This window comes from Oscillatoria sp. CS-180 (assembly GCF_028330965.1).
Classification (GTDB): Bacteria; Cyanobacteriota; Cyanobacteriia; order Phormidesmidales; family Phormidesmidaceae; genus Halomicronema.
Genome location: NZ_JAQMUB010000007.1, coordinates 1 through 18315, shown reverse-complemented (window position 1 = coordinate 18315; position 18315 = coordinate 1). Strand labels below are relative to the sequence as shown.

The following is an 18315-nucleotide window of genomic DNA, read 5'->3' as shown; positions in this document are numbered from 1 at the left end:
GAATCCTTTTATTGAACACATAGCGAATAACTCCCATGAAACTCAATCTCATGTCTTCTCTGGCTACGACGGCGCTGGCGCTGGGCACCACGCTGATGATGGCAGCCTCGGCCAGTGCGGCCAGTCTCTTCTCCTTTGAAGCGACTGCTGATTTTGGTCCCTTGGACGGACAGAGCTTCTTCGGCACTGTCGAATTCGACGATTCGGGCTTGACCGGCAGCGGGAACGAAAGTGTGAACTTATCGAGCTTTAACTTCGACTTTCTCGGCACCGTCTTTACCGAAGCCGATGACACCTTTGCCGTGGCCCAGTTTTCCGATGGGACCTTCCTCGGGGTCGACTATGTGGTGGATGACTTCCAGCTCCTCGCTGGGTTTCCTTCCATCGCTGATGCGTCCTTCTTCTATGACCTGCCCACTGGGATTGGCTCAGGTGGGGTGACCTACACGGCGACGCCGGTGAGTGTGCCCGATCCTTCGATGCTGGGGGGCTTGGCCGTTGCCGGCTTGGTTGGCCTCAAGATGAAGCGCAAAGCTCAAACAGCGGCTGAAGCTAGCGCGTAATCACCCAGTGCGCGGATGACAGAGCTGGACTCACCGCGCAACTTTAAGCCCAAAGGGTGATCTAATTTCGGTAGCTCCCAATGCAAGGGTTTACAGCCTTGCATTGGGCCTCTTGCATGAATCCTGATATTCAGTGCGCAATTCTCATGATGCGAATAACCGATCGCTGAATTGTTCTGGAATCCTACAACCGTTTTCAGAGCCGCAAGATTCGTGTCAGTTTTTGCAAAACTTGTCATTAATTGGAGATCAAAAAGTTATGGCTGAAGCATCTCAACCCATTGTCACCAATGATTTGAATGATATTCGTGCTGTCAGTACTGCTGCAAATTTGTCAGTCGATCTATTTGCCCACTTTGATGATCCTTCCACAACAGGATTGGTTGCCCGCTTTGAACTCTTTGCCTCAGTCTTAGGTAGCCGTGTCAAAGAAGTCCTGCTGTTTGATCAAGCAGGAGCGGGTGCACCGCTTACGGTTCAAAATTTCTTGAACTATGTCAATGATGGAGACTACGTCAACACTTTTATTGACCGCTCCATTCCGGGTTTTGTTGTGCAAGGGGGCAGATTTACGATTGATAATCTCGCGAATAATCTCGCCAACCCTCGTAATGCTCTGGGGATCATTCCGACCGACCCACCTGTGCCAAATGAGTTTAGCTCCGATCGCTCTAATCTTCGAGGGACGATCGCCATGGCTAAGCCTGAAAATGATCCTAACGGTGCCACCAATCAGTGGTTTTTTAACCTTGGCGATAACTCGGCCAATTTGGACAATCAAAATGGTGGTTCCACCGTTTTTGGTGAAGTCCTTTCAGCCTCAGACTTGGCTGTGATTGATGCGATCGCAGCGGTTGATATCTTCAATGGAACGGGCTTAGATCCTGCCTTTAGCAATTTACCTCTGAGTTTTAGTGACCCCAGGAATCCGGTCATCACAGGGGATGAAAACTTTGTGCGCTACAGCAGCATTACAGTTGACCAACGGGATGAACTCACCTTTAGCATCAGCAACAACACGAACCCCGGGCTGTTGAATGTCAGCATTATCGATGAGCAGCTCGTTTTGGATTACTTACCAGACCAATTTGGCACAGCTGATATCACGATTCAGGCCACCAACTTGCTGGGGCAAGTGGTTGAAGACACATTCTCAGTTACGGTTGACAAGAACTGGAGGGGAGCCGCCGCCGCAATACCCTCACGGGCACCGAGGCCCCTGAGCGCATCACTGGCTTTCAGGGACCCGACCGGCTCACCGGCGGGGGCGGTCGCGACCAGTTTATCTATACTAGTCCGGTCGATGGCGGCGACACGATTACCGACTTCACCGTGGGCGAAGACCAGATTGTCTTGACGGCACTGTTAGAGCGGCTGGGCTATGCGGGCAGTGACCCCATTGGCGACGGGCTAGTGCAGTTCCGCTCGCGGGGCAGCGGCAGCATCGTTGCGATTGACCCCGATGGCCTTGAAGGTCCGGCCCGGGCGCGCAACTTTTTGACCGTTGAGGGGGTCGCGCCAGCAGCGTTGAACCAGGCCAATAACTTCGTCTTCCTATAGACCGGTTTCAAAGTGCAGTCTTTGGGGAGTATCCGGCCACTTTAGCCATGATCAGAGGATTTTTTCTGGAACTATAGCCGTCGTCAGTTCATCAGGGCACGATGGCTATAGTTCTCTTATCAAGACGTCCAACTGACTAAACTCCATTTCCGTAAAAGCAAGTCTTTTCCGTGCTCATCTTTGTCGCACGCAGTTATGGAGTATAGCTGTCTATCTACACATCCCTCCATCATGAACGTTGGACAAAGCAGTAGATGGCCAAAGCTAGCTGTTTTAGGAGCGTTGCCATAGTCCTAATGCTTGGACAGCATCCTCTGCATCCTGTTCAGAGCCGTTCTCAGCCAGATCCAAAAGAAACTGCTTGGCTGGATCTTGTCGCAATGTGGCGATCGCCAACAGCGCTATTTTCTTTAACTCTCGGTGAGTGGTTCTCTGCCACCAATCCCGTAACAGGTCGAGCGCTTCAACCAATCTTGATTCGCCCAGCGCCAGAGCCGTTACCTCAGCCATCTCAAGTGCTTCATGATGGTCTGAGACTTTTCTACCCGCTTCAAGAAATGATTGCGCCAGTTTCAGAGATTCTGTAGGCGCGAGTTTGAGTAGTCCCAGCAGACACTCTCCTAACACAGTAGGAGTGTCACCAACTTTGAGCCGAAAGCGTAAAAGCGCAACACCAAAGGGATTCTCACTGTAAGCAATGGCGCGAGCGGCACCGATTCGGGCTTCTGCTTCAGAATCAGCTAGCAAATCGGCTAGCTCAATCATGACATCTGGATAGTTCATCCTTACCAGACCTAAAGCACTGAGTCCCCGTAGCTTAGATGCAGTATCGACTTGTCCACCCCAGACAGGTTCCAGTTGAACGTGCCGAACACCTTTGAGAAACAGCGTTTCGTCGCTGAATTCCAAACGATAGAGGGTATCGGCGATCGCCGCTTTAGCTCGGCAGCCTGGATCGCGATCGATCGGCTTCACCATACAGCGTTCAAAAGCTTGAACCAGGTCAGGAATCAGAGAATAGATTTCAAACTCAGCGATGATTTTTGCAGCCCGGGCGATAATAATCCCATACTTGCTGCTGATGGCCCGCCGAAGAGACGCCAATCCCGCTTCAGAAGTCGGCTCCTGGCGAATTTGGTTTAACTCGGCGGTCATTGCTTCCAGCGTTCGAGATCTTCCCATTGGATGAATAGAGTTCACGTCCCAGGCATTCTTCAGGTGCTTTAGCGATCCTCTACGTTGAGCATCATTTTTGACCAAGAGGCATCGAGGTAGAGGCACCTTGATCAGTTTGTCGCGTGCTTTCAGTCATTGTCGTCGTTTTTACTTGAAGTCCTATTGGAGCAATCGTAATCTAGGGATTCAACAATTTGAACCGCTTTTTCATCGTGAATCAGACCGTTGCCGTTCTGAGTTTGCCCAACTCGCCCCAGCAGCGGGATCAGCAGCGTTTCTTGAACGGGACCTAGAGCAACTGAAATTTTTGCCATGTTCGCTACACTCCATCGATTGGTGGCGAATGTGAGCTATGAGTGCCATGATAGTCAACTCTCAGGGGAGTCATGATCGCTACACTAAAACCACCTGTAAAGCTTGGTTGCAATATGGTCGAGATCAAAAAACAAATCATTACTAACGAAGCGATGGAGCCAGTTGGCGTCATCATCAGCTACCAAGATTGGCAAAAAATTGAGGCGTTGCTGAAAAATCAGATTTCTCGTGACAATAGCCTAGATCTGATGGCATTTGCAGGAACCATTCAACTCACGATTGACCCCCTAGACTATCAGCGTCAAGAGCGTGAGGCATGGCAGTAGACTCAAATACATGTTTTGTCCTGGATACTAATATTGTCTTGTATTTGCTGGGCGGCCGTTTAGCTGGGCCGCTGCCTGCCGGCACGTATGCGGTCTCTGTCATCACTGAGATGGAATTGCTCTCCTATCCGAGTCTGACAGCAAAATCAGAAAATCAGATTCGCAGTTTGCTAACTCACCTCCAGATTGTTGAGTTGAATGTTGAAGTCAAAAAAGCCGCAATCAGACTGCGACAACAGCATGGGCTGAAGCTACCCGATGCTATTGTTGCAGCGACAACATCAACGTTAGAAGCAATCTTGCTCACAAATGACGTGAGATTGCTCAAACTGAATCATCTGCTAACCCGTTCTTTGAGACTCAAAACGCTTTAGTCTGCTATGCAAGAGCAATAGCAGGATTTCAGTCCGTGCTCAGAAATTTAGTTTGACGACCTACTACGTCCCCAGAGAAAAATAAAGCTACTGAGAATTTTGTGACGCGCGCGTTGGCGCAGCCTCTCCGAAAGGAGACTCGCCTCTCCACCGAAACCAACCCATTCAACAAAACCCACACCCACACCTACGATGCTGTCGGCAATCGCATCGGCACCACCGACCGCAACAATCGCGATCGCACTTTCACCTACGACAACCTCAACCGACAGGTCACCGAAACCTGGTTCGATGAGCAAGATACCCTCATTCGCACCACCTCAATGACCTATGATGCGGCCAATCAGCTCACCCGCATCACAGATCCGGACTCCACCTACGCCTTTGACTATGACGCACTCGGTCGCCACACTCAGGTCAGCAATGAAGGCACACCCGATGCGCCGACCGTCGTGCTGGACTACGGCTACGATGCCGATGGCAATGTTACTTCCGTCAGTGGACACCATCGAAGGTACGGCGGTAGGCACCGTCAGCTACACCTACACTGTCGAAAACCGAGTCGAGCGCATCACCCAAAGTGGCGGCGGCATCGATGACAAGCGCGTAGACTTTACCTACAATGCCATTGGTCAATTCGACTCGATCACTCGCTTCAGTGACCTCGCAGGCACTGCGCCGGTTGTGACAACTGATTACATCTACGATGAGCACAACCGCCTAGAGCGTCTGAGCCACAGCAACGGCCGCCTTCTATGACTTTGACTACGACCTCGCCAACCGCATTGAGAAAATCACCGATGTCGATGGGACGACGGACTACACCTACAACAAACGCAATGAGCTGACTGGGGCTGACCACAGCAATGCTAGCAACCCCGATGAGGACTACGACTACGATGCCAACGGCAATCGCATTCAGTCCCATCTCCACAACACGGACTATGTCACCGGCACCAACAATCAGCTCTCCACCGATGGCGTCTATACCTACACTTACGACGATGAAGGCAACATGACCACGCAGACCGAGATTGCCACGGGCAATAAGCGCACCTTTGTGTGGGACCATCTCAATCGGCTGATAGCAGTGATTGATGAGGATAGTGCCGATATACAGATACAACGGGTGGACTATACCTATGACGTGATGAATCGCCGCATTGCAAAATCAGTAGACGGCGCAACCACCCACTTTGTCTACGATCGCGACAACGTTCTCCTGGAGTTTGATGGGAGCGCCACAGTTCCTTCCATGCGCTACCTCCACGGACCGCAGGTGGACCAGGTGTTGGCTCAAGAAGACAGCGGTGGGACGCAGTGGCTACTCGGCGACCATCTCGGCACTATCAAAGACTTCGTCGATGACAGTGTCAATCTGCTGAATCATCGCACCTTTGATTCCTACGGCAATCTCGTCAGTGAGACCAATAGCAGCGTGGACAGTCGCTATAGCTTTACAGGCAGGGAGTTTGATGCAGAAACTGGGCTGCATCACTACAGAGCGCGATACTACGATGGCAACCTTGGACGGTTTATTAGTCAAGATCCCATCGGATTTCGGGGAGGCGACGAAAACCTCTATGGCTACGTGTCCAATTCTCCTATCAATGCTACCGATCCTAGTGGTAGAGAATCAGCGCAATTGACTACGCTACTACAACAGACCAGACCTGGTAACAGTAAACGAGTTCGAATTCACGAGCCGGAGTCTGCCGATTATGAGACAGCCTTTATTCTTTCAACGGTTTGGTTTTGGATAATTACTACTGGGCCTGATACTCGAAGAGGAGGCTCCCAAACCGTTCCCTGGAATGTAACTTATCCATTAGAAGGCGGAGGAATAGCTACCCATCGACCTTTCAGTACTTCCACCCCACCCAGTCCTACTATTCAGTTATTGGAAGATGAATTTGGCATTTCTCACAATACAAACGGGTTTAGCAACGTCCAAAAAATAAGATTTCATTATGGTGGAAATACCCCTAATTGTGCTCCGGAGCCTGTATTGCTGAGAAGAGAGGAAGAATCAGAAGAACAAGAAAGTCAAAATCCATTTCAATTACCGGAAATCAATGTTCCTAACATTCCTTTCATTATTCCACTTATTAGATGAGGGCTTGAGCAAATAGGAGGTGGAGTATAGTTTCTTATCGAAGACACAATATGTGAGTTAATCGCTAAAATGACGTAGATACTTCGAAATTGCTTGACTTCTAATTTAAACAAAGGGCTGAATTCAACTCACATATTGTGTTAAATTGAAGGCTTTTTCTCCGGCGCAAATAAAGTCCTGATTAAAGCCAAACAAAATCATGCCTTTTTATGAAGGTATTAAATATTACCGTGACAGGAGAAAAAAGTAAATATATGAAACATGTAGTTTCAACTTTTTGAAAAACGCAAGTATGAGTATATCCAATGGATAAGGAGGAGATAGATATGAATGGAATTAGCGATTATGATTTCCAAAATAGAGTAAAGCCTATTTTAGATAAAACTATTCACGGCAGCGACGAATGGGAGGTGGTTTTCAGTGAAGCAATTGACCGCAAAAGGATTTTGTATCCATTCACCAATGAAAGAGTATGCCTAAAGAAATATATAGAACCATTAATAGAGGCTGCAAATGCTATTTCAGATACAGGATGTTACCTATCAGAGATTAGCGGTGGGCATGGAAGTTATTCTCATGCCTATATCCACTTGTCAGAGCTGTTGGATTTTTTTGCAAAACCTTATGGAATGTCGAAACCTGTGGATATAGACCTTACTCTCAACTACTTTATTCTCTATTCTGAACATGCTAAGTGGGCACTATTTTCTTCATTTGAAGATTTTGCATTGTTGGGCGGTGTGGAAGAATTCATGAGAGTATTTGAAGCAAAGGTGCCAAACCTAAAAAATCAAACTTATGAGTTCTTGACAGACTTTAGAGGTGATCCTTCGAATGTAAAGGGTGTCTCTAAAAGTAGGTCAATAATCAAAAATATGCTTGAACACATCTATGACGCTTCTAAAGCCGAGCAGCTTCTTAAGGAGACTGGGTGGTAATTTAAAAAAACACTATTTCCATCAGTGACACTATTGATGGTGACACTGTAGACACCGTCTACTACACCTACAATGTCGAAAATTGAGTCGAGCGCATCACCCAGAGTGGCGACGGCATTGATGACAAGCGCGTAGACTTTACCTACGATGCTATTGGTCAATTCGACTCGATCACTCGCTTCAGTGATCTGGCAGGCACTGCGCCCGTTGTGACAACTGATTACATCTACGATGAGCACAACCGCCTAGAGCGCCTGAGCCACAACAACGGCAGTGCGGATATTGCCTTCTACGACTTTGACTACGACCTCGCCAATCGCATTCAGAAAATCACCGATGTCGATGGGACAACGGACTACACCTATAACAAACGCAATGAACTCACTGGGGCTGACTACAGCAACGTCAGCAACCCAGATGAGAACTACGATTACGATGCCAACGGCAACCGCATTCAGTCCCATCTCCACAACACGGACTATGTCACCGGCACCAACAATCAGCTCTCCACCGATGGCGTCTACACCTACACTTACGACGATGAAGGCAACATGACCACGCAGACCGAGATTGCCACCGGCAATGAGCGCATCTTCGTGTGGGACCACCTCAATCGACTGATAGCAGTGATTGATGAAGACAGCAACGATACACAGGTACAACAGGTGGACTATACCTATGACGTGATGAATCGCCGCATTGCAAAATCTATCGATGGCGCAACTACGCATTTTGTCTACGATCGCGACAACGTGCTCCTAGAGTTTGAAGGGAGTGCCACAACTCCTTCCATGCGCTACCTCCACGAACCGCAAGTTGATCAGGTCTTGGCTCAAGAAGACAGCGGTGGGACGCAGTGGCTACTCGGCGACCATCTCGGCACCATCAAAGACTTCGTCGATGACAGTGGTAACCTCCTCAACCACCGAACCTTCGACTCCTATGGCAATCTCGTCAGTGAAACCAACAGCACCGTGGACAGTCGCTATGCCTTTACGGGCAGGGAGTACGATGAAGAGACGGGGCTCTATTACTACCGAGCACGATACTACAATGGCGAACTGGGTCGGTTTATTAGTCAAGACCCCATTGGGTTTCAAGGGGGAGACAGCCATCTTTATAGGTATGTGAATAACTATCCAGTAAATTCAACAGACCCTAGTGGCTTGTTTAAGGTAGAAATTCGGTATCGAGGAGCCTCAATAGCCACACCAGTTGTAGGAGATGTAGCTGATAATCTGGCTCCTACTCATCATGCAGATGTTGTTATTACTGATCGACTTGGACAAGTTGCTGTTTGGGCAGGTCCGAGAGACGGTTTCATCGTATCTAAGTTTGATAATGACTACAACATTGGAGATGGATTTTATGTCGCCGATAGTAGTCGAATTCAATTAGTCTACGATGACGGAACGCCATGCGAAGATCTATCTCTGGAAACTGCTATAAGGAATGAGTTTTTGAATATAACCGCAAGAGAGATTGCCTATGAAACTTTAGGTCCAAATAGCAATTCGGCTGCTTTTCATGTAGTTCGGACGTTATTCGATCCTAATATCAAACCCATCCCAGATGTAACTCCTGTGGGATGGGAAGTTCCACTGTCGGCACCAACACCACCTTTCAATCCGAACAACTATCCCCAACTTTAATCTTATAGGAGGCATTATTGTGTCAAGATCCACAAAGAACGGAAAGCTCCTAGTCACTATTGTTATTGCCATCCCGTTTATTTCTTTTTTGACAATAAGATACCTACCTATCGTGATTGTAAGTTCTACTATCCTTTTGAATCCAAATGATATGGATGCATATCATGATAGGGCAGTGATTAGGAGGGAAGTATTTCAGGATGATAATGGAGCAGTTGGAGATTACTCTAGGATAATAGACTTTATGGAGCAAGCTGAAAGTATCGATGAAAGCCTGCTCTTTGAGGCATATTTTCAACGAGCAAGTTTGTACTGGCAGATAGCACGTAGTAACCGAATGCCGGAGGAAAAAGCCCAGAAACTCTACAAGAAGTCTTTAAGGGACTTTAAGGAAGCTTTAGCTGTTGCAAAGCGAGTAGATAACCGTCGTTGGTTAAACAGTGTCGATATACATACAGAATTTGTCAGAAAAGATATGTCAACAACTGGTGAGAGTGATAGCCAATAGCTGGTTAACTGACTGCGTATCTTCATGACTTCGGCACCGTCCAGTTAGCACTTCACAACCTTCCACTCCTACTATCGATTTAGTGCTTGAGCGGTGTACCAAAATAACAAATAACACACAATACTCCCAACTGTAGAAAAGTCCAAGGAATCAAGTTTCCGTATTCAGAGAATACACCAATTTGCTGCCTAGATCCTATACTTGTAAGGAGAGAGGAAGAGCAAAAGGATAACCAGAATCCATTTGAGTTGCCTGATTTCGAGGTTCCTTCTCTTCCTTTTATTCCTATTATTAAAAGAGTTATCGATCAATTTATACCGGGGGAACTTGGATGAAAATGCATGGCATCAGCGAGTCTAAATTTCAGACTGAAGTAAAACCAATAATGCAGAAAGTTTTTCGAGGAAATAGCGAATGGGATCCTGTATTCAGACCAGAGATGAATCTTAGAAGAATCATCTATCCATTGAGACCATATGTGGGTGATGAGTCCTTTGAACATCTTCTACATTCGATACAAGTAGCGGCAAGTCATGTTCAAGATAGAGGATGCTTTTTCTCTGAGATACATGACTATCCAAGAGAATTCAATCATGCTTACCTAACATTTCCAGAATTAGTTAAGGGTTTCAAATCACCTAAAAAGGAAGGCTCTAAATCGTTTTGGGAGATTGACATGGAGTTTAGCAATTATTTTATGCTCTACTCAGAAAAGGGGAATTGGGGATTAATATCTTCGTTTGAGCATTTCGGCTTGCTTGGAGGAATGAAAGAATTCATGGGAATTATTCAAACTCAGTTACCTACTATTGAAAATCAGACATATGAGTTTTTGAGAGACTTTAGAGGTGATCCAACAGAAACTAAAAGCATCTCGAAAACCAGACCAATTATTGAAGGCATGCTTAAACATATTTATGATGCTTCCAAGGCTGAACAGCTTCTCAGAAAAACAGGTTGGGACTAAGAAAAATTGCTTCGGCAAGCTTGCTCTTGGCTACGGATACAACCGTCCTTTGCGGTAAGCTAGATTAATACCAAGTAGTTGTAGGGTGGGCACTGCCCACATTCTGCTTTGAAGTGATTCTCTGAAATAGAAAATGACTTCAACCAATTATTCCTTTGACCAATTATTTAAAGTAATAGAATCGGAAAAGTTTATCTCGACCATAAACGCCTTTATTAACCACCTTATAGGAATTTGAATAAGGTCTTAGAGGATATTTGGAAATACGGAGAGGTGAAAATTGGTCACGCGAGTCTGCGTAGCATCAGTCGAATCATGGCTATGTGAATAAAGGCTTCTGAAGCCGTATATCAAGGCTCGCCCTCTAAAATGCCGACTAACGACCCAATCATTGGTATCGCTGCATCAATAAAGATCAAGGAAGAGAGGTGGCGTATCCTCACCTTCTTTTTGTGACAGAATGCAGCTGTGAGCCATATCCGTGTAGGAAAAGGTGCGTGATGCTGTTAGCGTGCTGATCGATCTGCTCTGCACTAGGGAGTTCGATGACGCCCAGCAATGCTTGTAGATAAAATTCGCCCATGATCATGCTAACAAAGTAAGTGGCTGCATTTGTAGGGTCTTCTAGCTGCACAGTTCCCAACTGTTGCTGATTGGCCAAATAATCGGCCAGAGCCGTAATGCCTCGATTAGGGCCATTTGTGTAGAACTGCTGAGCCAGCTTTGGAAAGCGATCAGCCTCACCAATCACGATGCGCTGTAATCCCATTGCCTCTGGTGAAAGCACTAAAGCAAGCACCCCACGAGCAATGGTGGAGAGGACATGTTCAACTGACTGCGAGGTTTCCTCTGCCTGCGGAAATGCAGCAAAGATATTGTGACTGAGGCGACGAACAACTGCCCCAAACAATTCGTCTTTGTCGCCGAAGTGCTGATAAATAGTGCGCTTGGCGACATGCGCTTCGCGCGCAATCATGTCAATGCTGGCCGAACCATAGCCATGCTGCAGAAACACCTGTGTGGCGTCTTCGAGCAACTGCTCTAGCCGCTGTTCGAGCGTGCCATTGCTAGGGCGACCCCCTTTGGAACTCTTTCTCAAAGTATCAGTATTAGCCATCTCACCATTCTCCGCTAAAGCCATACTAATTGGATTTGTTCATAATCGTCTGATGCTGCTCTGACAGTCATTTTGAACCCGACAGCAGTTAGCCTAGCTGCTACATCGAGTAAAGGGGAAAGACGCGATCAAGCTTGCAACTAGTCCTAACTGGACTGGCGACTGCCATATTGGCGGTTTTCAGCAGCTGTGGCTACTCTTTCAGCTCTGGTCGACCATAGTTGTTTCCATAATCTGCCAACACTCCACCCATCTCACACCGACAGAGTCCCGACTGAGGTTCGGTTGATGCTCTGACAGAAACCGTAAGTTTCCGAAAAACAAAAAGCTACCAAAAACGAAACCATTTCGTTTCAATTCTGATATATTGATGTTGGCAGTTTGAAAACGGAATCGTTTCGTTGTTGTGTAGCTCGCCCAATTGGTGGGCAAAACGGGAAAACAGTTTGCCGATGATGGCGAGTCATACCCGTGAGGCTCCCTCTATACATCCATAGCTGAGCATAAGGAAGAATGCACTATGTCAAATCCGATATCGTCGAGACCGCCTGTGCTCGGCACCGGCATGAATTTTCCAGGGCACAAGTTGAGATCCCATCCTCGATGGTTGATTGGCTTAGGCTTAGTTGGGCTGTTGCTAGTTGGTATACCAGTGGTCAGAACGCAGCTAACAAGCTCGACAGACGAAACGGAAGCACCCTCGACCGCTGCGAGCGTGTCAACGGTGGAGACGCTGACCGTTGAACTCGTTTCAAGCTATGAGGTGGCTCGTACCTACACTGGGGAGGTTGCAGCGCTGCGCGCTAGCGATTTGGGGTTTGAGCGGGGCGGTGAGCTGATATCAGTTTTGGTAGAAGAAGGCGATCGCGTATCGATAGGCCAGCCTCTGGCCCAGCTCGACATTCAAAATCTACAGACCCACCGCCAACAGCTAGAAGCACAGAAGTTAGAGGCCGAAGCCCGGCTGCTGGAGCTAGAGCGCGGTGCTCGCCAAGAAGATATTGCTGCGGCTCGGGCCGCAGTCCGCGATATTGAGAGTCAGCTAGAGCTACAAGAGATCCAGCGATCGCGGCGAGAGTTTCTTTACGAAGCAGGGGCTATCTCTCGGGAACAACTCGATGAGTTTGCCTTTGGTGCCGAAACTTTAATAGCTCGGCTAGATCGTGCCCAAAGCGACTTGGATGAACTGCTGAATGGAACTCGCCCTGAGCAAATTGCAGCCCAGCAGGCCGTGGTGCAGCAGCTTGCTGCCAGTGTTGCAGATGTGGATGTCGATATTGATAAAAGTACCCTTAGAGCGCCTTTCGACGGTATCGTTTCGACTCAGCAGGTAGATGAAGGTACCGTCGTTAGCACTGGACAATCGGTCGTTCGGCTAGTGGAGAACGAGACTCCCGAAGCCCGCATTGGCCTCCCCGAAGATGTCGCTAGTCGCCTCCGAGTCGGCGAGTCGGTGACCGTCAATCTCGATACGGAACGCTACAGTGCCACGGTTAAGTCCTTGCTGCCAGAAGTGGACGCCGATACCCGTACTCAAGTGGTGGTGTTTCAGATCGAGGCGGCGGCGATCGCCACGGTCAATCCAGGGCAGACGGTGCGGGTAGAGATAACTGAGACCATCCCGACCGCCGGAATTTGGCTGCCGACCTCGGCCCTAGCTCAAGACATTCGAGGCTTGTGGAGCGCTTACGGACTCACCCCTACCGACGCGGAGGGCATGTACGAAGTACAGTCCCAATCCGTCGAAATTTTACACCAAGAAAGTAATCGAGCCTTGGTGCGAGGGACGCTTCAACCGGGCGATCTCGTTGTTGCTGATGGGGTTCACCGCTTGGTTCCGGGTCAGCAAGTGCAGCCCCTGGATTAATTCACAATTCACAATTTTGAGTTTTGGATTTCCACCCTCACCATCCCTACACCCTTTCCCCTTTCACTCCTATGGTTCGCCCATTTTTTACGAATATTCGCTTGCTGATCCTAGCGATCGTATTGATTCTCGGTTGGGGCTTGTCTGCTTATCAAAGCTTACCCCGCCAGGAAGATCCCGAATTGGTAGCCCGAACGGCTGTGGTCACCACTGTTTTTCCGGGTGCCAATGCCGAGCGGGTAGAAGCGCTGATCAGCACCGTTCTCGAAGAGGAACTGGCTGAAATTGAAGAGATCGAGACCCTCTCTTCGACCTCGCGAGTGGGATTTTCCAGCGTGGTGGTCGAGCTATTCGATTCGGTCACTGATGCCCAACCGATCTGGTCCAAGGTCCGCGACGAAATGGACGATGCGGCGTCCCGATTTCCGCCAGGGGCGGCTGAGCCTGAGCTCGAAGAGAGCAATATGAAGGCTTACACCCTAATTACGTCGCTGACGTGGAATCTTCCCGATGAGCCGAACTACGCTGTCTTACGCCGCTATGCCGAAGAGCTTGCGATCATCATGCGCGGTATCGACGGCACGGAAGAGGTGGAATTTTTCGGCAGCCCCGATGAAGAAATTTTGGTGGAAATTGATGCGTCGGAACTGGTCGGTGTGGGCCTGTCGCCGCAGCAGTTAGCCAATCAGGTCAGCCTCAGCGATGCCAAGGTGAGCGCAGGACAGCTGCGTAGTTCCGATCAGAATGTCGCGATGGAAGTGGAAAGTGAACTGGAAACGCTCGAACAGATTCGCCAGATTCCCGTACAGACGGGCGATGGACAGTTCACGCGCCTGAGCGATATCGCCAGCTTGAGTCGGGGAGTGCGCTATCCGCTCATTGAGCAGGCCATCGTTAGCGGCCAGCCCGCTGTCGTGTTAGGCACCATGATGAAATCGGGGCTGCGCGTTGATCAGTGGGCTGCCGAAGCCAAAGCCAAACTCGGAGCTTTTAGCGATCGCATGCCCCAAGGGGTGAGCTTAGACATCATTTTTGACCAGAGTGAGTACGTCGCTGATCGCATCAACACGCTCATCCTCAACCTCATCATCAGTGCAGCTCTGGTTGTGTTGGTCACGTTGGTCACGATGGGCTGGCGGTCAGCGATTGTGGTAGGCGCGGCCCTGCCGTTAACGATCTTTGCGGTGTTCGGCTGGTTCACGGTCTTTAACGTGCCGATTCATCAGATGTCGGTAACCGGGCTGATCATTGCCTTGGGTCTGCTGATCGACAACGCAATCGTCGTGGTGGATGAAATTCAGGTTGAGATGCAGCACGGTGATGCGCCGCTAAAGGCCGTGACCAAAACCGTGAAATATCTGCAAGTGCCGCTCATGGCTTCGACTCTGACAACGGTGCTGACGTTCTTGCCGATTTATTTGCTACCGGGTGCGCCGGGTGAGTTTGTGGGGGCGATCGCCCTGAGCGTCATTCTGTCGCTGGTTTCATCTCTAGCCATCTCCCTGACGGTGATTGCCGCGTTAGCAGGGCTTATGCTGGGCGACAGTCGTCGGCAATATGAAAAGGCGAGTCAAAAAGCTCAACCAGGGCTCCGAGACAAATTGGCTATGACGATCATGAAGCCGGGTGTGTGGTGGAATGATGGCCTCACGCTACCGGCGCTGGCAAAGCCCTATCGCTGGTCGATTGGCCGGGCAGCCGTGCGACCCTTACTGGCCGTCGCGCTGACTATGACGATCCCCTTGATCGGTTTTATTACAGCTCCTACTTTAGAGAATCAGTTTTTTCCGCTACTGGATCGCGACCAGTTTCACATCGAGATCGAATTCTCTTCCCAAACGGCGATCGCTCGCACTAAAGAGCAGGTACTACAGGCCCGTAAGGTCATCCTGCAGCATGAAAACGTTGAAGATGTCCATTGGTTTGTCGGCGAGAGCGCCGCTAAGTTTTACTACAACCTCACCGGCCAACGGGAGAATCAGTCGTACTACGCTCAGGCGATGGTGCAGTTGAAGTCTGACGATGGCGTAGAAGCGCTAGTGCAAGAGCTGCAAACGGAACTGAGTGAGATGATGCCGGCGGCGCGAGTCCTAGTGCGAAAGTTTCAGCAGGGGCCGCCGTTTGATGCGCCCGTCGAGATGCGAATTTATGGCCCCAACATCAGCACCCTCCGAGAGTTGGGGATGGAAGTGCGGGAAATGATCACCACTATCCCCAACGTGATTTCAGTCCGCGATGATCTGACGGAGGGCCGCCCGAAACTGGGCCTCATGGTCGATAACGAACAGGTGCAGCGGGCTGGACTGAACAATACCGCGATCGCTCAACAGCTAGCGGCCTATTCAGAAGGGGTGACTGGGGGGGCGATTCTAGAATCTACCGAGAATTTGCCGGTGCGGGTGCGGCTGACGAACCAAGATCGGGCTAGTCTGGAAGCTCTGGCTTCGCTAGATTTGCGACCTGATCAGGCCGGCGATCGCGCCTTTCGCCCCAGCTCGGCCCTGGGTGAGTTTGCCCTCTTGCCCGAACTGGCCACCATTGCCCGTCGAGAAGAGCAACGAGTGAACACAGTGCAAGTATTTATTACCTCTGGCGTGTTGCCAGAGACCGTACTGACGGCAGTACGAGAACGGTTGAAAGCTGAGAACTTTGAGCTGCCGCCGGGTTACCGCTATGAGTTTGGGGGCGAATATGCCGAGCGCAACTCAGCCGTAGGTGACTTGCTGCTGTTCGTCCCCCTAATCGTGCTGATCATGACGACAGCGCTCGTGCTGTCGCTGGGGTCGTTTCGGCAAGCCGGTATTGTTGGGGCGGTAGCCGTAGGCTCGGTGGGGATGGCGCTCTTTTCGCTCAAAGTGTTTGGCTCTCTCCTTGGGTTTATGGCGATTGTCGGCACCATGGGTCTGGTGGGCATCGCGATTAACGGCTCCATCATTGTGCTCTCGGCCTTGAATGAAGATGCCGATGCTCGGCAGGGTCAACCCAAAGCGGTGGAGGCCGTAGTGATGAAAGCCAGTCGCCATGTCATCGCTACAACAATTACGACGATGGTGGGCTTCGTCCCCTTGTTGGCCGATGGTGATCCCTTTTGGCAACCCCTGGCGATCGCGATCGCCGGCGGCATTGGCGGCTCACCAATTCTGGCGCTGTACTTCACCCCGGCAGCCTATGTTTTGATGGGCAGTCGTCATCGCAAACCAGGCCAAATGCCACCCAATCAGTCAGCCCCAACCGCTGCTATGACCAACAATAACGGCTCGGCATCGCTACTGAAAGTGAGTGAATAAATTGATTGAACCCACCCTACAGAAGCTCAAACCTTCCCACGTATGTCTTTTTTTGCATCCAAATAAAACGAACGTATGAATGATTTTCCGTTTACCAATACACAAACCTTCTCAGCTTTCCTTGATTGCTAACGATAGATGTGACTAGGGGATAGAGCGGCGACGAGTTTAACCTGATTCAATGGGGATCGATGAGTGCTCGACGGCTTTCGCTAAATCGATCTAGCGTATCGACAGCACACCCACCTTCAAAGCGAAGGCTGCCTCCTTCACTCCCTCCGAACTTGTCACAGACGGCCCGATGTGCTTTGGCTAGAGATAAATAGGCTTGAACAAATTCTTGATGCTGTCCGTGCAGCGATGGGGGTAGATTTTCAAAGGTTAGACGCAGACGCTTCCAAACCTGCATTAGAGCCGCATGCTCCCAAGACATCAAGCCACTAAAGTTATTTGCTTGGACTTTGGGTGGGGTCATGGTTTGCCGTACTTCGTGTTCGTATTCCTGACGGCTGAAGCTCCCAGCCAACTCCATAGAAGCTCCAGAAGCCACCAGCAATTCAGTTGCAGTTTTGAGTTCGATTTGAGCTTGATCAAGATTGCCAAGGGCGAGCTGTGCTTCAAATCGTCTGAGGCAGATAATTAATCCCTGGACGTTGATAAAAAATGCCCAATGGAATCCAGTCCAAAGCGTGTGAGCTTGAGTTGCTGTCATGATCGATCTGGTTTATCTAATCTAGTTCGTCTAAATCGAAGATTCTTTTAAGCAGATGCACATAGCTGAGAAATCCTTTCCGCTGTTGCTGAATAAATTGGGTTTCTAGCCAAGGCGTTTGTAGACAAATTTCGAAAAAGCGCTGGCAGGCGACCAGTAGCCCTCTAACCAAGCAAACTGCGGACTGATCGGTCTGAACATGACAAATCTGAAAGTAGCGATCATAGTCTTCAACTTCCCAGGCTTTAAGGGCAGTTTTGGTACTGCGAATGCCAGTCTTTTGGGTTTTGATTTCTCCTAGGTTGGTCAACGCTTGGTTAATGGTGTCTAGCGATCGCTGCGGGGATGACTCTACTAAGGCCTCTGAGAGTTGCTCCAAGGCTCGACCAATGCGGAGTCTGTCAGCAGGTGACAGGTGCTGATCGAGGGGCAACTCCCAGGGAATCAACAGTTCCAGAGAGTTGAGAAATTCATTTTCGGAAGTCTCCATGGGCCTGTCTCTGGTCAATGTTTGAGGCATGGGTGCTTTTAATCAGAGTTTTCGGACTTGGCAGCCGCCATCTTCTGGCGCAGGCTAAGGGGACGCATATCAGTCCACACCTCTTTGATGTAGTCAAGGCATTCTTGTTTGGTGCCGCTTTTTTGATCAGCCCGCCAGCCCCAGGGAATTTCCTTGTGTTCGGGCCAGATGGAGTAGCGTTCTTCGTCGCTGATGACGACACGGTAGATGGGTTCGGTAGGTTGGGACATTTTGGTTACTGGGTGTCGGTTGGTGGTTGGTGGTTGGTGGTTATTGGTTGGTGGTTATTGGTTATTGGTTATTGGTTATTGGTTGTT

The 18315-nt window shown here is 49.5% G+C and carries 20 protein-coding genes; 13 read left to right on the top strand and 7 right to left on the bottom strand.

What is annotated here, in order from left to right; all coding sequences use genetic code 11:
• Positions 1 to 35 precede the first annotated feature (35 nt).
• The 3 genes from PN498_RS01145 (at position 36) to PN498_RS01135 (ending at position 2123) form a co-directional block, all read left to right on the top strand.
• On the top strand, positions 36 to 563 hold the full coding sequence (locus tag PN498_RS01145) for a hypothetical protein (protein WP_272060834.1): 528 nt from the start codon (positions 36 to 38) through the stop codon (positions 561 to 563).
• Between the two features lie 259 nt (positions 564 to 822).
• On the top strand, positions 823 to 1920 hold the full coding sequence (locus PN498_RS01140; RefSeq protein ID WP_272060833.1) for a peptidylprolyl isomerase: 1098 nt from the start codon (positions 823 to 825) through the stop codon (positions 1918 to 1920).
• A complete protein-coding gene (locus PN498_RS01135; RefSeq protein ID WP_272060832.1) occupies positions 1896 to 2123 on the top strand; it encodes a hypothetical protein in 228 nt (75 codons plus the stop codon). Before PN498_RS01140 ends, PN498_RS01135 begins: the two co-directional genes overlap by 25 nt.
• Before the next feature lie 273 nt (positions 2124 to 2396).
• On the opposite strand, the gene PN498_RS01130 is transcribed toward PN498_RS01135, so the two are convergent.
• Both PN498_RS01130 and PN498_RS01125 read right to left on the bottom strand, forming a co-directional pair.
• The gene (locus PN498_RS01130; RefSeq protein ID WP_272060831.1) at positions 2397 to 3305 is read right to left on the bottom strand and encodes a hypothetical protein; all 909 of its coding nucleotides are present in this window, start codon (positions 3303 to 3305) and stop codon (positions 2397 to 2399) included.
• Positions 3306 to 3427: 122 nt separating this feature from the next.
• On the bottom strand, positions 3428 to 3613 hold the full coding sequence (locus PN498_RS01125) for a hypothetical protein (protein ID WP_272060830.1): 186 nt from the start codon (positions 3611 to 3613) through the stop codon (positions 3428 to 3430).
• Positions 3614 to 3727: 114 nt separating this feature from the next.
• Between PN498_RS01125 and PN498_RS01120 the strand changes: the two genes are divergently transcribed.
• The 3 genes from PN498_RS01120 (at position 3728) to PN498_RS01110 (ending at position 4913) form a co-directional block, all read left to right on the top strand.
• Positions 3728 to 3940: a hypothetical protein gene (locus PN498_RS01120; RefSeq protein ID WP_272060829.1), complete on the top strand. Its 213-nt coding sequence runs from the start codon at positions 3728 to 3730 to the stop codon at positions 3938 to 3940.
• Positions 3931 to 4314 carry a type II toxin-antitoxin system VapC family toxin gene (locus tag PN498_RS01115; protein WP_272060828.1) on the top strand — a complete coding sequence of 128 codons (384 nt, stop codon included), beginning with the start codon at positions 3931 to 3933 and terminating at the stop codon, positions 4312 to 4314. Before PN498_RS01120 ends, PN498_RS01115 begins: the two co-directional genes overlap by 10 nt.
• A 101-nt stretch (positions 4315 to 4415) precedes the next feature.
• Positions 4416 to 4913 (top strand): RHS repeat protein, encoded by a 498-nt coding sequence (locus PN498_RS01110; RefSeq protein WP_272060827.1) that lies wholly within the window; start codon positions 4416 to 4418, stop codon positions 4911 to 4913.
• A 56-nt stretch (positions 4914 to 4969) separates the two neighbouring features.
• Here the strand turns inward: PN498_RS01110 and PN498_RS01105 are convergent, their stop codons facing one another.
• The gene (locus PN498_RS01105; RefSeq protein ID WP_272060826.1) at positions 4970 to 5386 is read right to left on the bottom strand and encodes a hypothetical protein; all 417 of its coding nucleotides are present in this window, start codon (positions 5384 to 5386) and stop codon (positions 4970 to 4972) included.
• Between PN498_RS01105 and PN498_RS01100 the strand changes: the two genes are divergently transcribed.
• The 5 genes from PN498_RS01100 to PN498_RS01080 all read left to right on the top strand — a co-directional run bounded on the left by PN498_RS01100 (position 5330) and on the right by PN498_RS01080 (position 10495).
• Complete coding sequence (locus PN498_RS01100; RefSeq protein ID WP_272060825.1) at positions 5330 to 6430, top strand: RHS repeat-associated core domain-containing protein; 1101 nt, start codon at positions 5330 to 5332, stop codon at positions 6428 to 6430. The genes PN498_RS01105 and PN498_RS01100 overlap by 57 nt on opposite strands.
• 305 nt (positions 6431 to 6735) lie before the next feature.
• Entirely contained in the window at positions 6736 to 7368 is a 633-nt protein-coding gene (locus PN498_RS01095; protein WP_272060824.1) for a hypothetical protein, read from the top strand.
• A gap of 209 nt (positions 7369 to 7577) precedes the next feature.
• Positions 7578 to 9020 (top strand): RHS repeat-associated core domain-containing protein, encoded by a 1443-nt coding sequence (locus PN498_RS01090; protein WP_272060823.1) that lies wholly within the window; start codon positions 7578 to 7580, stop codon positions 9018 to 9020.
• A gap of 19 nt (positions 9021 to 9039) precedes the next feature.
• Entirely contained in the window at positions 9040 to 9528 is a 489-nt protein-coding gene (locus PN498_RS01085; protein WP_272060822.1) for a hypothetical protein, read from the top strand.
• Positions 9529 to 9859: 331 nt separating this feature from the next.
• Complete coding sequence (locus PN498_RS01080) at positions 9860 to 10495, top strand: hypothetical protein (protein ID WP_272060821.1); 636 nt, start codon at positions 9860 to 9862, stop codon at positions 10493 to 10495.
• A 439-nt stretch (positions 10496 to 10934) separates the two neighbouring features.
• On the opposite strand, the gene PN498_RS01075 is transcribed toward PN498_RS01080, so the two are convergent.
• Complete coding sequence (locus PN498_RS01075) at positions 10935 to 11612, bottom strand: TetR/AcrR family transcriptional regulator (RefSeq protein WP_272060820.1); 678 nt, start codon at positions 11610 to 11612, stop codon at positions 10935 to 10937.
• 520 nt (positions 11613 to 12132) lie between these two features.
• Between PN498_RS01075 and PN498_RS01070 the strand changes: the two genes are divergently transcribed.
• Positions 12133 to 13479, top strand: coding sequence for an efflux RND transporter periplasmic adaptor subunit (locus PN498_RS01070; protein ID WP_272060819.1), 1347 nt, complete (start codon positions 12133 to 12135; stop codon positions 13477 to 13479).
• A 71-nt stretch (positions 13480 to 13550) separates the two neighbouring features.
• Entirely contained in the window at positions 13551 to 16766 is a 3216-nt protein-coding gene (locus PN498_RS01065; protein ID WP_272060818.1) for an efflux RND transporter permease subunit, read from the top strand.
• 178 nt (positions 16767 to 16944) lie between these two features.
• Here PN498_RS01065 and PN498_RS01060 read toward each other — a convergent pair whose 3' ends face one another.
• From PN498_RS01060 to PN498_RS01050, 3 genes are read right to left on the bottom strand one after another with little or no spacing between them, the layout of a single operon-like run.
• On the bottom strand, positions 16945 to 17478 hold the full coding sequence (locus PN498_RS01060; protein WP_272060817.1) for a hypothetical protein: 534 nt from the start codon (positions 17476 to 17478) through the stop codon (positions 16945 to 16947).
• A 16-nt stretch (positions 17479 to 17494) separates the two neighbouring features.
• Positions 17495 to 17968 (bottom strand): hypothetical protein, encoded by a 474-nt coding sequence (locus PN498_RS01055; protein ID WP_272060816.1) that lies wholly within the window; start codon positions 17966 to 17968, stop codon positions 17495 to 17497.
• A 38-nt stretch (positions 17969 to 18006) separates the two neighbouring features.
• Entirely contained in the window at positions 18007 to 18228 is a 222-nt protein-coding gene (locus tag PN498_RS01050) for an MbtH family protein (protein ID WP_272060815.1), read from the bottom strand.
• Positions 18229 to 18315: the final 87 nt, after the last annotated feature.

Coding starts and splice junctions, on each gene's coding strand:
- PN498_RS01075 (WP_272060820.1), bottom strand. CDS start 11,612: ATGGCTAATACTGATACTTTGAGAAAGAGTTCCAAAGGGGGTCGCCCT.
- PN498_RS01100 (WP_272060825.1), top strand. CDS start 5,330: ATGACCACGCAGACCGAGATTGCCACGGGCAATAAGCGCACCTTTGTG.
- PN498_RS01095 (WP_272060824.1), top strand. CDS start 6,736: ATGGATAAGGAGGAGATAGATATGAATGGAATTAGCGATTATGATTTC.
- PN498_RS01065 (WP_272060818.1), top strand. CDS start 13,551: ATGGTTCGCCCATTTTTTACGAATATTCGCTTGCTGATCCTAGCGATC.
- PN498_RS01080 (WP_272060821.1), top strand. CDS start 9,860: ATGAAAATGCATGGCATCAGCGAGTCTAAATTTCAGACTGAAGTAAAA.
- PN498_RS01120 (WP_272060829.1), top strand. CDS start 3,728: ATGGTCGAGATCAAAAAACAAATCATTACTAACGAAGCGATGGAGCCA.
- PN498_RS01145 (WP_272060834.1), top strand. CDS start 36: ATGAAACTCAATCTCATGTCTTCTCTGGCTACGACGGCGCTGGCGCTG.
- PN498_RS01105 (WP_272060826.1), bottom strand. CDS start 5,386: ATGGTCCCACACAAAGGTGCGCTTATTGCCCGTGGCAATCTCGGTCTG.
- PN498_RS01125 (WP_272060830.1), bottom strand. CDS start 3,613: ATGGCAAAAATTTCAGTTGCTCTAGGTCCCGTTCAAGAAACGCTGCTG.
- PN498_RS01115 (WP_272060828.1), top strand. CDS start 3,931: ATGGCAGTAGACTCAAATACATGTTTTGTCCTGGATACTAATATTGTC.
- PN498_RS01050 (WP_272060815.1), bottom strand. CDS start 18,228: ATGTCCCAACCTACCGAACCCATCTACCGTGTCGTCATCAGCGACGAA.
- PN498_RS01140 (WP_272060833.1), top strand. CDS start 823: ATGGCTGAAGCATCTCAACCCATTGTCACCAATGATTTGAATGATATT.
- PN498_RS01130 (WP_272060831.1), bottom strand. CDS start 3,305: ATGGGAAGATCTCGAACGCTGGAAGCAATGACCGCCGAGTTAAACCAA.
- PN498_RS01060 (WP_272060817.1), bottom strand. CDS start 17,478: ATGACAGCAACTCAAGCTCACACGCTTTGGACTGGATTCCATTGGGCA.
- PN498_RS01055 (WP_272060816.1), bottom strand. CDS start 17,968: ATGGAGACTTCCGAAAATGAATTTCTCAACTCTCTGGAACTGTTGATT.
- PN498_RS01070 (WP_272060819.1), top strand. CDS start 12,133: ATGTCAAATCCGATATCGTCGAGACCGCCTGTGCTCGGCACCGGCATG.